The organism is Herbiconiux oxytropis, assembly GCF_024979315.1.
Lineage (GTDB): Bacteria > Actinomycetota > Actinomycetes > Actinomycetales > Microbacteriaceae > Herbiconiux > Herbiconiux oxytropis.
In genome coordinates this window covers 182,963-195,953 of record NZ_JANLCK010000002.1, presented here as the reverse complement: position 1 = coordinate 195,953, position 12,991 = coordinate 182,963, and the positions used below count along the sequence as shown (strand labels likewise).

At 68.3% G+C, this 12,991-nt stretch carries 14 protein-coding genes; 8 read left to right on the top strand and 6 right to left on the bottom strand.

Annotation, left to right across the window (positions count from 1 at the left end; all coding sequences use genetic code 11):
* Nucleotides 1-63: 63 nt before the first annotated feature.
* Genes N1028_RS04005 through xylB form a run of 3 tightly spaced genes read right to left on the bottom strand, consistent with a single transcriptional unit; the run spans nt 64 to nt 3,396 of the window.
* Nucleotides 64-1,155, bottom strand: coding sequence for an ABC transporter permease (locus N1028_RS04005; RefSeq protein WP_259525529.1), 1,092 nt, complete (start codon nt 1,153-1,155; stop codon nt 64-66).
* Nucleotides 1,145-1,921, bottom strand: a complete 777-nt coding sequence (locus N1028_RS04000; RefSeq protein ID WP_259525528.1) for an ATP-binding cassette domain-containing protein — start codon at nt 1,919-1,921, stop codon at nt 1,145-1,147. Before N1028_RS04000 ends, N1028_RS04005 begins: the two co-directional genes overlap by 11 nt.
* Complete coding sequence (xylB, locus tag N1028_RS03995) at nt 1,918-3,396, bottom strand: xylulokinase (protein ID WP_259525527.1); 1,479 nt, start codon at nt 3,394-3,396, stop codon at nt 1,918-1,920. Before xylB ends, N1028_RS04000 begins: the two co-directional genes overlap by 4 nt.
* Before the next feature lie 185 nt (nt 3,397-3,581).
* Between xylB and N1028_RS03990 the strand changes: the two genes are divergently transcribed.
* The gene (locus tag N1028_RS03990; RefSeq protein WP_259525526.1) at nt 3,582-4,607 is read left to right on the top strand and encodes a LacI family DNA-binding transcriptional regulator; all 1,026 of its coding nucleotides are present in this window, start codon (nt 3,582-3,584) and stop codon (nt 4,605-4,607) included.
* Between the two features lie 60 nt (nt 4,608-4,667).
* Here N1028_RS03990 and bsh read toward each other — a convergent pair whose 3' ends face one another.
* A complete protein-coding gene (bsh, locus tag N1028_RS03985) occupies nt 4,668-5,627 on the bottom strand; it encodes a choloylglycine hydrolase (protein ID WP_259525525.1) in 960 nt (319 codons plus the stop codon).
* Between the two features lie 152 nt (nt 5,628-5,779).
* Here bsh and gad point away from each other — a divergent pair, with 152 nt between their 5' ends.
* Genes gad through N1028_RS03970 form a run of 3 tightly spaced genes read left to right on the top strand, consistent with a single transcriptional unit; the run spans nt 5,780 to nt 9,087 of the window.
* The gene (gene gad, locus N1028_RS03980) at nt 5,780-7,156 is read left to right on the top strand and encodes a glutamate decarboxylase (protein ID WP_259525524.1); all 1,377 of its coding nucleotides are present in this window, start codon (nt 5,780-5,782) and stop codon (nt 7,154-7,156) included.
* A gap of 9 nt (nt 7,157-7,165) precedes the next feature.
* The gene (gadC, locus tag N1028_RS03975; RefSeq protein ID WP_259525523.1) at nt 7,166-8,572 is read left to right on the top strand and encodes a glutamate/gamma-aminobutyrate antiporter GadC; all 1,407 of its coding nucleotides are present in this window, start codon (nt 7,166-7,168) and stop codon (nt 8,570-8,572) included.
* The gene (locus N1028_RS03970) at nt 8,569-9,087 is read left to right on the top strand and encodes a DUF1269 domain-containing protein (RefSeq protein ID WP_259525522.1); all 519 of its coding nucleotides are present in this window, start codon (nt 8,569-8,571) and stop codon (nt 9,085-9,087) included. The genes gadC and N1028_RS03970 overlap by 4 nt, the downstream gene beginning before the upstream one ends.
* A gap of 40 nt (nt 9,088-9,127) precedes the next feature.
* Here the strand turns inward: N1028_RS03970 and N1028_RS03965 are convergent, their stop codons facing one another.
* On the bottom strand, nt 9,128-9,250 hold the full coding sequence (locus tag N1028_RS03965; RefSeq protein ID WP_259525521.1) for a hypothetical protein: 123 nt from the start codon (nt 9,248-9,250) through the stop codon (nt 9,128-9,130).
* A 201-nt stretch (nt 9,251-9,451) separates the two neighbouring features.
* Between N1028_RS03965 and N1028_RS03960 the strand changes: the two genes are divergently transcribed.
* From N1028_RS03960 to rpe, 3 genes are all read left to right on the top strand, one after another.
* Nucleotides 9,452-9,850: an SHOCT domain-containing protein gene (locus N1028_RS03960; protein WP_259525520.1), complete on the top strand. Its 399-nt coding sequence runs from the start codon at nt 9,452-9,454 to the stop codon at nt 9,848-9,850.
* Between the two features lie 116 nt (nt 9,851-9,966).
* Nucleotides 9,967-10,425 (top strand): Hsp20/alpha crystallin family protein, encoded by a 459-nt coding sequence (locus N1028_RS03955; protein ID WP_259525519.1) that lies wholly within the window; start codon nt 9,967-9,969, stop codon nt 10,423-10,425.
* A gap of 148 nt (nt 10,426-10,573) precedes the next feature.
* Nucleotides 10,574-11,242: a ribulose-phosphate 3-epimerase gene (rpe, locus tag N1028_RS03950; protein WP_259525518.1), complete on the top strand. Its 669-nt coding sequence runs from the start codon at nt 10,574-10,576 to the stop codon at nt 11,240-11,242.
* Nucleotides 11,243-11,266: 24 nt separating this feature from the next.
* Here rpe and N1028_RS03945 read toward each other — a convergent pair whose 3' ends face one another.
* Nucleotides 11,267-12,208 carry a sugar-binding transcriptional regulator gene (locus N1028_RS03945; RefSeq protein ID WP_259525517.1) on the bottom strand — a complete coding sequence of 314 codons (942 nt, stop codon included), beginning with the start codon at nt 12,206-12,208 and terminating at the stop codon, nt 11,267-11,269.
* A gap of 125 nt (nt 12,209-12,333) precedes the next feature.
* On the opposite strand from N1028_RS03945, the gene N1028_RS03940 reads away from it, so the two are divergent.
* Nucleotides 12,334-12,990 (top strand): KpsF/GutQ family sugar-phosphate isomerase, encoded by a 657-nt coding sequence (locus N1028_RS03940; protein WP_259525516.1) that lies wholly within the window; start codon nt 12,334-12,336, stop codon nt 12,988-12,990.
* Nucleotide 12,991 lies beyond the last annotated feature (1 nt).

Here is a 12,991-nt window from a genome sequence, read left to right as displayed (position 1 = left end):
CCATTGGCTCCGGTGGTGGGTGTGGTGGGTTCCCCGCCGCGGGCGCGGTGGGGGAGTGGTGGTTCAGGCGCGGGAGAACGTGATCCGCAGCTGGTCGCCGAAGACGGCGAGCACGATGATGACCCCGACGGCGACGGTCTGCCAGAAGGAGGCGACCCCGGCGAGGATGAGCCCGGTCTGCAGCGTGGCCGTGATCGCGGCACCGATGACGGCGCCGAGGATGGACCCGCGGCCGCCCGTGAGACTCGCTCCGCCGATGACGGCGGCGGCGATGGACGCGAGCTCGGCGTCGGCACCGGCCAGGGGCGAGGCGTCGACGAAGCGGGACATCAGGAGCACTCCGGCGATGCCGGCCATGACCCCGGAGAGCACGTAGACCTTGATCAGCTGGCGGTCGACGCCGATGCCCGCCCGGCGTGCGGCGGCCGCGTTCGAGCCGATCGCGTAGGTGCGCATGCCGAAGCGGGTGCGGGAGAGCACGAGACCGGCCACGACCGCGGCGACGATCGTGACCAGCACGGGGATCGTCAGCCATCCGCCGAAGACGGTGGCGTTGCCCACGGTGTTGAGTTGAGCCGGGAGCTCGACGATCTCCGATCCGCCACTGATGAGGTTCGTCCCTCCGGTCGCGACCCCCAGCATGCCGAGGGTCGCGATGAAAGGGGTGATCTTCATCTTCGTGATCACGAGGCCGTTCACGAGCCCCATCACGGCGGCGCTGCCCACGCCGATGGCGAAGCCGACCACCACGATGAGCGTCTCGTCCATCCCGGTGCCGAGCATCGATCTCATCGAGACCGCCGAGATCATCGCGGAGCAGCCGAGCACGGCGCCCACCGACAGATCGATGCCGCCCGTGATGATGACGAAGGCCTGGCCGATGGCGAGGAGGACGATCTGGGTGGAGTACTGCGACGTGGCGATCCAGCTGGCCTTCGAGAAGAACGCCGGCGCGATCAGGCCGAGCACCACGACGAGCAGCAGCAGGATCAGGACACGGGCGACATCGCCGTCGCCCCGCCCGAGGAGGCCGGTGAACCGGCTGAGGCCGGATCGCTGTTCTGAGCCGGTCATGTCGGTGGAGGTCGTGAACGAAGTGGCGGACATCGGGTTCTTCCCCTGGGTCGTGGAACGGTCGGTGGTGTCAACGGGCATGGGTCTGCTCCTCGAGTGCGGCGCCGGTGATCCAGCGGATCATCTCCTCGACCCCGTGCACCTTGGGGTCGAGGTCGGCGACGATGCGGCCGCGATGCAGCACGAGCACGCGGTGGCAGAGCTCTCGCACCTGCGGAAGGTTGTGGCTGATCAGGAGCACCGGCAGTCCTGTGGCCGAGACGTTCTGGATGAGCTCCCCCACCCGATGCTGCTGCTCCACGCCGAGGGCCGCGGTCGGCTCGTCCATGAGCACGAGCTTCGAACCCCAGGAGACCGCCCTCGCCACGGCGATGGCCTGGCGCTGCCCGCCCGAGAGCGCGCTCGCCCGGCCGAGCGTCGAACCGATCCGGATGCGGGTGTGCTTCAGCTGCGCCTCGGCCTCGTCGATCATGGCCTTGCGGTCGAGCCAGCCGAGCCGCCCCAGGAGACCCTTCTTGAGCTTCTCGCGCCCGAGGAACAGGTTGGCCCAGACGGCCAGGTCCGGAGCCAGGGCGAGATCCTGGTAGACCGTCTCGATGCCGAGGGCTCGAGCATCGAGCGGGCTGTGCATGTTCGCCGGGCGGCCCTCGAACTCGAGGGTGCCCTCGCTCGGTGCGTGCGTGCCGGAGAGCACCCCGATGAGGGTCGACTTGCCGGCGCCGTTGTCGCCGACGAGGCCGACGACCTCGCCGGGATAGATGTCGAGATCCACGCCGCGCAGCGCCTGGACGTGCCCGTAGTGCTTGGTGATCCCGCGCGCGGAGAGGACCGGCTCTCGTGTGGTCATGACTGTGGTTCCTTTCGGTTCGCGAGGGCGAGCTCGACGGAGGCCAGCTCGGATCGGAGTTCGGAGTAGACCGCCACGGCTGCGGGGTCGGGGTGGATGGTCTCGCCCACGTGCGTGCCGAAGTCGGTCTCGAGCGGTCTGCCGACGGCGAGAGCGCCGGTCGACGCCGCGCCCATGGCGGAATGCTCGAGATCGGAGCTCACGACGACCGGGAGCCCGGTGACGTCGCTGAGCGTCTGGCGCCAGACGGGGAAGCGCGCTCCTCCACCGGAGACGACGATCTCCCGGATCGGCTCGCCGGCCTGCGCCATGCTCCGCACGGAAGCGTCGAGACCCACGCAGACCCCCTCCACCATGGCGCGGGCGATGTGCGCCTTGCCGTGCTCGAAGCCGAGACCCACGAGCGATCCGCGGCGCGAGGCGTCGACTCGCGGTGTGCGCGTTCCCGCGAGGGCGGCCGAGAACATGAGGCCTTCGGATCCGGCGGGCACGTCGTCGGCGTCGGCCATCAGCGCCGAGAGGGCTGCGGGGGAGCGCTGCTCGCCGAAGACGCGGTCGGCGAGCCAGTCGATGCCGAGACCGGCCGAGAGCACCACTCCCATGGCGAGCCATGTCCCCTCGACCGCGTGCGGCATCACGTGCAGGCCGAACCGGCTGTCGAGCGGTCGGGCGGTGCGCTTGAACACGGTGCCCCCTGAGCTGATGGCGATCGCCACTCGGGAGGGGTCTTCGAGTCCGAGCACCATCGTCCCCATCGACTGGTCGCTGCCTCCCGCAGCCACGGGTGTGCCGGCCGCGAGCCCGGTCTCCCTGGCGGCCTCGGAGGAGACGGCTCCGCTCACCGAGAGGCTCGGCACCACGGAGGGGAAGAGGTCCGGGTCGAGTTCGAGCTCGGACATGATGGCGGTGGCCGGCGTGTGATGGCGGATGTCGTAGAGCAGCGACCCGCCGGCATCCGTCGGCTCGGTCGAGAGCTCTCCCGTGAGGCGGTAGCGGATGAAGTCCTTGGGCAGCAGCACCGTCGAAGCCCGCCCGTAGGCCTCGGGCTCCTCGTCTCGCACCCAGCTCAGGCTGACTCCGGCGAAGCCCGTGGCGATGGGGAACCCCGTGGTGGTCGTGACGGTGTCGTTCCCTACGCGGTCGGCCCAGATGCGCTCCTGCGCCCGGGAGCGCGAGTCGGACCAGATGATGGCGTTGCGTGTGGGGAGCCCGGCGTCGTCGACCAGCACCAGGCCGTGCATCTGGCCCGCGAGCCCGACCGAGAGCACCCGGAACGGACCCCGGCTGAGCACGTCGGAGATCACGCCGCAGACCGCTCGCCACCACGACTCGGGATCCTGTTCAGCCCAGTCGGAGGCGGGACGATGCACGTCGTAGCGGCTCTGGGCCTGCGCGAGCACGAGCCCCTGCCCATCGAGCAGCACGGCTTTGGCACTCGACGTGCCCAAGTCGACACCGAGATAGACATCGCGCATCGGTCGAAACCTCCATTGGTCCGGGAGCGTCCGCATCGCGGTGTCGCTCGGTGCTGGCCACACTAGAGGACACGTAAGCCCTTGCGCAAGCGCTTACTTCGCGAACATGCAAGCGCTTACGCCGAGCGGGTATAGCGTGGACCCCACCCTTGATGCCGAGAGTTGCGAGGTTCGCTGTGCCGACGATGGACGACGTTGCCCGCCGTGCCGGCGTCTCGGGAGCCACCGTCTCCCACGTCCTCAACGAGACCCGCCGGGTGAGCGATTCCACCCGGAAGAAGGTCGAGGCCGCGATCCGGGAGACCGGCTACCGGCACAACACCCTCGCCAGGGCTCTGGCCGCCGGACGCACGCACACCATCGGTATGTGCGTGCCGATCCTCACCAACCCCTACATCGCGAACCTCGTCAACGCGATGGAGACCGCCGCGAGCGAAGCCGGTTACACGCTCATGATCGGTGACTCACGCGATGACGCCGAGATCGAGGTGCGAACCGTCAACACCTTCCTCGAACGCCGGGTCGACGGGATCATCGTGGCCCCGGGCGTCGACTCGCAGCGGTTGACGATGCCGCTGCTCGAAGCGAGCGGGATCCCGCTCGTGCTGATCGATCGGCACGTGCGGGAGGTGGACGCCGACCAGGTCTTCGCCGAGGGCATCGACTCGACGAAGCGCCTCACCTCGCACATGCTCGAGCATGGACACCGCGAGATCGCGGTGCTCGCCGGAACCCCTGGCATCCGCTCCACCGATGAGCGCCTCGAGGGCTTCCGCGCGGCCTTCGCCGCACGGGGGCTCGAGGTCGATCCGGAACTCGTCGTCGTGGGCAACTCGAACGCGGAGTCGTCGGAGCGTGCGCTGCTCGAGCTGCTCGGGCGTCGTCGCCCGGAGGCCGTGGTGGCCCTCAACAACGCCATGACCATCGGCGCCATGCGGGCCTTCCGTGGGCTCGGGCTGCGCGTGCCGCAGGACATCGCCCTGGCCTCGTTCGACGACTTCGAATGGGCCGACCTCTTCGAGCCCCGGATCACCGCACTGGCGCAGGATGTCGCGGGCATGGGCCGTCAGGCGCTCGAGCTGCTGGTCGCCCGCATCGCGGATCCCGAGCGCCCCACCCGCCTCGTGTCCCTCGCCCCCGCGCTGCACGTGCGCGACTCCTGCGGCGTCGACCGGCATTCCGCCGCCGACTCGATAGGGTCGGACGCGTGAGCGCCCGGATCGACTCCAGCATCCTCGACGCCTGGCTTCTCCCACGCCTCGTCCTGACAGTCAGCTGCCGCGCACGCTGATCCCACGTGCCTCGAGCGCGAGCCCGTGGTCGTCGAGCGCGACGCTGCGGATCGTCGAGTCGTCATAGGTGTTCCAGTAGTAGCGGCCGGTTCGGGACGAGAAGAGCCCCGTGTAGATCGTCTTCTCGAACTCTCCGGAGCTCATCGCGGCTGAGCCCTCGACCATGGCCACCTGCTGCAGGGTGTGGAACGCACGGTTGACGTTCTCCATCTCGTCGGACTTCCCGGGATAGTGCGCATTCACGTAGGCCGCACGCACGAACCTCGACGGGGAGTAGTAGTCGCCGGGGATCCCCCGCATCTGCGACCCCGAGCCGAACGGGGTGAGGTGCGCCCGCCCGACCACACGGTTGTCGGGGAAGTCGGGCGACGCATTGAGGTAGTTGCGCAGGTTGTCGTGATGCCAGCCGAAGCCCGGCTGGTTCGCCAGCACGTCGACGTCGTCATCGAAGACGTGCAGACCGTCCTCCGTGTGCTCGACGACGATGGAGCGCTCGGCATCACCGATGATCCAGTGCAGCAGAGAGCTCGGGTACTTCTCGTCGATGGGCCGGTCGACGATGACGACGTGGGCGAGTGCAGCTTCGACCTCGTCGACACTGCTGAACTGCGACGCGGCCCAGAGCGGGAACTCGAAGGCGGCGACGTTCGTCGCGCCCTCCACCGGGCCGGGTGCGTAGTGGGCGTAGCCCGGGAAGTTGAGACCCGCCACGGCGAGACCGGCGTCGTTGCCGCAGTCGAAGTACAGCGGAGTGCCCTGCTCCACGATGCCCATCCCGATGACGGCGTGCGGCGTGGCCGCCACGGCGCCGAACGGCGACGTGGCGGTGGTTCCGCTCGGCGTGACGACCACCTGCTCGCCGTATCCCGACTCCCAGTCGAGATTGCGCGCCAGATAGAGATGACCGTTCCCGTCGGAGAACCTGATCGCTGTGCACATGTCTACGCCTTCCTCGTGGGGCCTCGGTGACGGCCCTCCGCCACTCTCGCCTGCCCGACCGGTGGGCGTAAGGGCCCAAAGCCTCTGGTCGGCCGCCGGCGGTCCGACCTAATCTCGTCGCACGTTGGACGAGAGATCGGAAAGAGGACCTGATGAGCACACGCCCCGCAGACGGCGCACTCACCCCGCAGTTCACCCGTCCGGGGGAGGCGACGATCACCTCCAGGCACGTCATGCCGCGGCAGGAGTCCCTGCCCGAGACGGCGCGGCAGATCGTCGAGGACGAGACCATGCTGGACGGCAACTCACGGCTGAATCTCGCCACCTTCGTCGGGACCTGGATGGACGACGCCGCCAAGCAGGTGTATCAGTCCTCGTTCGACAAGAACATGATCGATAAGGACGAGTACCCTCAGACCGCCGCCATCGAGGACCGCTGCTGGCACATGCTCGCGAACCTCTGGAACGCGCCCGACGCGGAAGAGACCATCGGGACCTCGACCATCGGCTCCTCCGAGGCGTGCATGCTCGGCGGGCTCGCCCTGAAGCGGCGCTGGCAGAAGGGCCGCCGCATCGCCGGTGCGGACGCGTCCCGGCCCAACCTCGTGATGTCGTCTGCGGTTCAGGTCTGCTGGGAGAAGTTCTGCAACTACTTCGATGTCGAACCGCGGTTCGTGCCCATCACCATAGAGCACCGCGTGCTCGACGGGCATCATCTTCCCGAGCTCGTCGACGAGAACACCATCGGGGTCGTCGCCATCATGGGAGTCACCTACACCGGCATGTACGAGGCCGTGGCCGAGATCGCTCGAGCGTTGGACGAGATCCAGGCCTCTTCGGGACTCGACATCCCCATCCACGTCGATGGGGCCTCCGGCGCGATGATCGCTCCGTTCCTGCAACCGGATCTGCTCTGGGACTTCCGGGTCGAACGAGTGCACTCGATCAGCACCTCGGGCCACAAGTACGGGCTCGTGTATCCGGGCCTGGGCTGGGTGGTGTGGCGTCGCCGGGAGTGGCTGCCGGAGGACCTGATCTTCGACGTGAGCTATCTCGGAGGGACGATGCCGACTTTCGCGTTGAACTTCTCCCGCCCGGGTGCCCAGGTGCTGCTGCAGTACTACATGTTCCTCCGCCTGGGATTCGAGGGCTACCGGGCGGTGCATCAGTCGGCGCAGGACGTCGCCAGGTTCCTCTCCGCCGGCATCGCGAAGCTCGATGCGTTCGAGTTGTGGAACGACGGCAGCGACATCCCCGTGTTCGCCTGGTATCTCCGCCACGGGCACACGTCGAACTGGAACCTCTACCACCTTCAGGACAGGCTGCGGCAGAGAGGCTGGCTCGTTCCGGCCTATCCGATGCCCGAGGCTCTGACGGGGCTCACCGTGCAGCGCATCGTGGTGCGCAACGGACTGAGCATGGATCTGGCGGCGGAACTGCTCGCCGACATCGAGACCGAGACCGCCTACCTCGACGCCCTGACGTCGCCGATGCCCACCGAGGGCCAGCGGCCGGGCTTCCACCACTAGGCCATCGACGTGTCGGCACAGAGCAAGGTCTCGACCTACCTCGGGGTGGGGCAGCTCGCGCTCCTCACCCTCGTGGTGGTCGCGAGTCTCCGTTCGCTCCCCGCTATGGCCATCTACGGGCTCGGCAGTGTGACCCTCTACATCATCCCGGCGGTGCTGTTCCTCATCCCGACGGCGCTGGTGGCCGCCGAACTGGCCACGGGATGGAAGGGCGGCGTGTACGTCTGGGTGCGGGAGGCCTTCGGCAACCGCTGGGGATTCCTCGCGGTCTGGCTCCAGTGGATCCAGAACGTCGTCTGGTACCCGACCCAGATCGCCTTCATCGCGGCCGCCCTCGCGTTCACGTTCCTGGACCCGTCGTTGTCCGGTTCGGGGCTCTTCACCGCGATCGTGATCCTGGTGCTGTACTGGGGATCCACCCTGGTCACGCTGCGCGGGGGCAACCTGTTCGCCAAGCTGGGATCGTGGGGCGGCATCCTGGGCACGCTGCTGCCCGCCGTGCTCCTGATCGTCTTCGGCTTCATCTGGCTGGGGAGCGGACGGGAGAGCAATGTGTCTCTGGAGCCTTCGGCGATCATCCCGCCCTTCACCGGCATCGCGTCGATCGTGCTCATCGTCTCCAACGTGCTCGCGTATGCCGGCATGGAGGTCAACGCCGTCCACGTCAACCAGCTGAAGGATCCAGGCCGGGGCTATCCCCGTTCGGTGTTCCTGGCGGCGGTGCTCATCCTCCTGGTGTTCATCCTGCCCACCCTCGCCATCTCGATCGCGGTGCCCGAGAAGCAGCTCGGGCTCACCAACGGCATCATGCTGGCCTTCCAGGCCTACTTCGACCAGTGGGGGCTGGGCTGGGCGACGGCCGTGGTGTCCGCACTCATCGCCGCAGGCGCTCTGGCGTCGGTGGTGACGTGGATCGCGGGCCCCTCGAAAGGCCTCCTCGCGGCTGCGGAGACCGGGTTGCTCCCTCCGGTGCTGCAGAAGCGCAACAAGGCGGGCGTGCAGTCCGGGATCCTCATGCTGCAAGGCACGCTCGTCACGCTGCTGGCCGCCATCTTCGTGATCGTGCCGAACGTGAGCGCAGCCTTCGTGGCGCTCGTCGACATGGCTGCGGCGCTCTACCTGATCATGTACATGCTGATGTTCGCTGCGGCGATCGTGCTGCGGCGCAAGCGGCCAGACGTCAAGCGCACCTATCGGGTGCCGGCGCTGAGCATCGTGGCGGGCGTCGGCTTCGTCGCTTGCCTCGCGGCGTTCGTGCTCGCGTTCGTGCCGCCGCAGGGCTTCACGGCCTTCGATCCATCGGCGTACCCGTGGATCGTGGCTCTCGTCATCGCGGTGCTGGGAAGCCCCGCTCTGATCTTCTACGCATTCCGCAGACCGGGATGGGACCGCACACAAGGAAAGGACACATCATGACTGAACGAAACCTGGTGCTCGTCGTCGGAGCCTACGACGATCCGGCGGCCGCGGAACGCGACTTCGCAGCCGTCAGGGCGCTCGACGACACGTCGGTGGTCGCCGCCGTCGTGCTCTCCCGGAGCGAGGACGGGCGGGTGCGCGTGGAAGAGCACGGCGGGAGACTCATCGCTGTCGGCACGGCGCTCGGTGCCGTGGCCGGCCTGGCCGTCGGACTCTTCGCTCCTCCGCTGCTCCTGCTCGGCGTCGTCGGCGCCGGTGCAGGGGCGGGTGTGTCGGCGCTCGTGAAGCGTCACGAGGAGAACACGATCGGAGTCGACGCCGAGGAGTGGTTGCCGGCCGGCTCGTCGGCCATCGTCGTCGTGCTCGACGACGTCTATCTGGACCGCGTCGATGCCGCTATCGAGCACGCCACGAAGAAGCTCGACAAGGCGATCGATCACGGTGATTATCGCGCCGTGGCCAAGGCGGTGGACGAGGGCGACAAGAAGATCCTCGATGCGCTGATGCGGTGACAGGCCGACCACCACCGCGCACGCCGACGGACCCTGCTCATCAGCGGGGTCCGTCGGCGGCGTCGAGCGCTCTGATCACGGCCGCGACGTCGAGAGGCTGGGTCGGAGTTGATTCGACCTCGTCGCGGTCGCGCTCTCCGTCGTGCGGTCCTGACTCGTTCATCGTTCTCCTTCGGCCATCTCGGTCATCGGTTCCCCGTGCGTCGTACGACGTCGGACCAGCGTCTCCGGAGTCGCGGCGAGTGGGTAGGGGCGTAGGTCACTCCGCATCGATCACGAGTGGTCCGGGACCTAGTTCCCTACCCGCGAGACATCGTCGCCCCCACTCTGGACGAGTGGGATCGATCACTCCGACCGGTCTCGAATGTCTACGAAGGGAACCGTCGTGATCCACCTGTGGGACCTCATCTGGTCGTTGTTCTGGGTCTTCGCTTTCGCTGCCTACCTGCTGGCTCTCATCGCGGTCGTGGCCGACCTCTTCCAGGATCATGACCTCAACGGGTGGTGGAAAGCTCTCTGGATCGTCGCACTGGTGTTCGTGCCCTTCCTCACCGCGTTGGTCTACCTGGTCGTGCGCGGGCCCGCGATGCAGGAACGGGCGGCTCGAGCCGCGTCCCAGCTCCGGCAGACGTTCGACGGGGAGGAGGACCACCCACGGACACCGGTGGACGAGATCGAGAAGGCCAAGGCGTTGCTGGACGACGGTGCGATCACGGTCGACGAGTTCGCCTTGCTCAAGGGCCGCGCCCTCGCATCCGCCTAGGGCGACGTGATCGGGCACTCGACTTCGTGAGGGGGGACCAAGGCCTCTGTCGGCCCGCCGCGGACGCTTCTACCGTGAACACACCATCACCGATCACCCAAAGAAGGAGATACCCCATGGCACGAAATCTGGTCAGGTTCGATCCGCTCGCAGAGCTGACGGCCCTGCAGCAGCAGTTCCTCTCCGACGGCGTCTTCGGCGTCACCAGGCGGGCTGCGCTTCCCACCACAGACATCTACACCGAGGGCGACCGCCAGCTGACGGTCGAGGCCCATCTACCCCACTTCTCCGAAGAGGATGTGAGCGTCGACGTCGATCAGGGCGCTCTGGTCATCCAGGCCGAGAGACATGAGAAGGAGGAGAAGGGCAAGCACCAGAAGAAGTACGTCGTCCGGGAGAGCGCCACGAGCTTCTACCGCCGCATCGCCCTGCCGGAGCAGGCCGATGAGGAGGGGGTGACCGCGAGCTTCGACGACGGCGTGCTGAAGGTCGTCGTGCCCTTCAAGGAGCTGCCCGCTCCCCGGAAGATCGAGCTCGCCAGCACCAAGGAGCAGAAGAAGCTGAGCTCGGAGTAACGCCGACCCGAGGGAGCACTCCGCGGGGGAGAACCGGGGATCCCCGGCGCGGCCCGGGTCGCCGACCTGGTCCACGACCTCCGCCTCGCAGGGCAGGTCACGACGGCCCGTCGCGTGCCGGTGCGATGATGCGAATAGGGTCGAACCCGTGAGCGCACGAATCCACCCCAGCATCCTCGCCGCCGACTTCGCCCGACTGGGCGCTGAGCTCGAGCGCATCCGCACCGCCGATCTGATCCACTTCGACGTGATGGACTACCACTTCGTGCCGAACCTCTCGTTCGGCATGCCGATCTTCGAGACCATCACCGCGAGCTCGCCGCTGCCGCTCGATGTGCACCTCATGATCAGCGATCCGGGGCGCTGGGCTCCCGGCTACGCCGAGGCCGGTGCCGCGAGTGTCACCTTCCACGCCGAGGCGACCGACGACCCCGCCGCCGTGGCCCGTGACATCCGCGCCGCCGGCGCCCGGCCGGCTCTCGCCCTCAAGCCGGGCACGGCCATCGAGCCCTACCTCGAGATCCTCGGCGAGTTCGACATGGTGCTCGTGATGACCGTGGAGCCCGGCTTCGGCGGCCAGGCGTTCATGCCAGAGACCATGCCCAAGCTCCGGGCCCTGCGCGAGCGGGTCGACGCCGAAGGACTGGAGCTCCGCCTGCAGGTCGACGGCGGCATCGACGCGACGACGATCGCGACCGCGGCCGAGCACGGGGCCGACACGTTCGTGGCGGGCTCGAGCGTGTTCGGCGCCGAGAACGCCGCCGCCCAGATCGAGCTCCTCCGCGAGACCGCGGACGCCCACACCCACGCGCACTAGCTGTACTGCCGGCGACGCGCGCGGCTACATCGTGCGGAGCAGCTCCGCGAGCGAGTTGTCGGTCACGAGGGTGGTGCCGAGCCCCGCGTTGATGACGGCGTGCACGGCCTCGGCCTTCGACTCGCCGCCCGCGATGAGCACGAGCTCCGGAATGCCCCGCAGCACGTCGATGCCCGTGGCCATGGCCCGGTCCTGGAGGTCCGGCAGCACCGTGCCGTCGTGCTTGATGAGCGTGGCGAGCACCTCGGCCGCCACGCCCTTGCCCACGAGCGCCTCGCGCTCCTCCACCGGCAGGCTCGCCATCATCTGCGAGTCCGGCGGATCCCAGCTGCCGACCGCCACCGCCGCGACCGTGATCGAGTCGAAGAGCTTCATGGCGGCCGCGACGCCCGGCTGACCCGCGAGGCTCCTCGCGGTCAGCGCATCCTGCACCACGAGGGGAACGAAGAGCGGATACGCCTGCCCACCGCCCACCTCGCTGATCTTGCGCACGAGCTCGAGCGAGTTCTCGGCCACCGAGCCCACCATGCCGCCCATCTGCACCACGAGGCAGCGGGCGATCTCGGTGAGCTCGAGCGACATGGCACTGAGCGTGCGGCCCCAGCCGATGCCGAGCACGTCGGTCTCGGAGACGAGGTCGCTCAGCACCGCGGCGGCGCCCCGGCCCACGGCCTGCCGGATGCCGGCGGGCGTGCGCTCCTCGTCGGGCACGTCGATCACCACCACGCGCCGGAGGCCGAAGCGCTTGCGCACGATCTCGGAGAGCTCGGAGTTGAACGAGTCCGGCGTCGCGATCTCGAACCTCACGATGCCCTCGCGCACGCTCTGCTCGAGCAGCCGCGCCACCTTGAAGCGGGAGAGCCCCATCTCGTCGGCGATCTCGGACTTCGTGCTGCCGTCGATGTAGAAACGGCGCGCGACGGTCGCGGCGAGGATCGCGGCGCCAGGACTCAACGGGGGAGACACAGCCCTCATGATATGCGCGAATCACCGTCTGTAACCCGCTCATTTGAGCGGCCTGTTTGACAGACGTGCAAACGCGTGCTCATACTGATGCCAGGTACACCGCCGTGCGAGAAGGACATCCGGACATGAACGACACCCCAGAATCCGCCGTCATCGAGGCAGGCCGTCAGCAGGTCCGGCTCGAGGCCGAGGCCCTTCTCGACGTGCTCGACCAGATCGACGAGCGCTTCGTGCGCGTCGCCTCCCTGCTGCAGGCGATGACCGGCAAGGTCGTCATGACGGGCTCCGGCACGAGCGGCTTCATCGCCCGCCGATCGGCCCACCTCTTCTCGGTCTCCGGCACGCCCGCGTTCTTCCTCAACCCGGGTGACGGCCTGCACGGCTCCATGGGCGCCGTCGAGGCCGACGATGTCATGATCGCGCTCTCGAAGGGCGGCTCGTCCTCCGAGCTCAACGACCTCGCGGCCCGCGTGCAGAGTGTCGGCACCACCGTGGTAGCCATCACGGCCAACGGCCGGTCACCGCTCGGGCAGCTCGCCGACATCACGGTCGAGCTCCGCAACTTCCCGTCGGCCGACCCCGGCAACCTGCTCGCGATGGGCTCGACGCTCGCGCACAGCACGTGGCTCGATGCGCTCGCCGTGGTGCTCATGCGAGCGCGTGCGGTGAGCTGGGAGCGCGTGCACTTCACCCACCCGGGTGGGGCCGTGGGCCTTCTGGCGAACCTGCCCGAGCAGCTCGAGGGCCTCACCATCCCCGCCCACGTCGACGAACGGGGCTGAC